1 protein-coding gene is annotated in these 512 nt (G+C 35.2%); it reads left to right on the top strand.

Features of this window, described 5'->3' with window-relative positions:
* On the top strand, nt 1–512 hold a 512-nt coding region (locus tag CD122_RS10050), incomplete at both ends, for a transposase (protein ID WP_142381204.1).

Here is a 512-nt window from a genome sequence, read left to right as displayed (position 1 = left end):
GATGCGACATTTATGAGAATGAAAGATGATCATATGAGAAATGGTCAGTTGAAACCGGGCTACAACCTGCAGATAGCGACAAATAATCAATTCGTTTTAGCATTTGGTGTTTATAGTAATCCAGGTGATACACGAACGCTTGAGCCATTCTTAAAATCGATTGAAGAATTATACGGTGACATTCCAGAATATATTGTGGCAGATGCAGGATACGGAAGTGAACGTAATTATACGATGATACTTGATGATTTTGAGAAAACACCCTTAATTACCTACAGTATGTATATAAAAGAGAAGAAACGGAAATATAAAAAGGACCCATTTAATACAACTAATTGGGTATACAATGAGTTAGATGATTACTACATATGTCCGAACAACAAAGAGTTACGTTTCCAAGGGTATAGAAAAAGAAGAGATGGTCAGGGCTATCAGAAAGACTTCAAACAATATCAATGTGAAGGTTGTGCAGATTGTCTATTACGAAGTGAATGTATGAAAAGAGCCAAAAA

This window comes from Staphylococcus rostri (assembly GCF_002902145.1).
Taxonomy (GTDB): domain Bacteria; phylum Bacillota; class Bacilli; order Staphylococcales; family Staphylococcaceae; genus Staphylococcus; species Staphylococcus rostri.
This window is presented reverse-complemented; position numbering and strand designations above follow the sequence as displayed.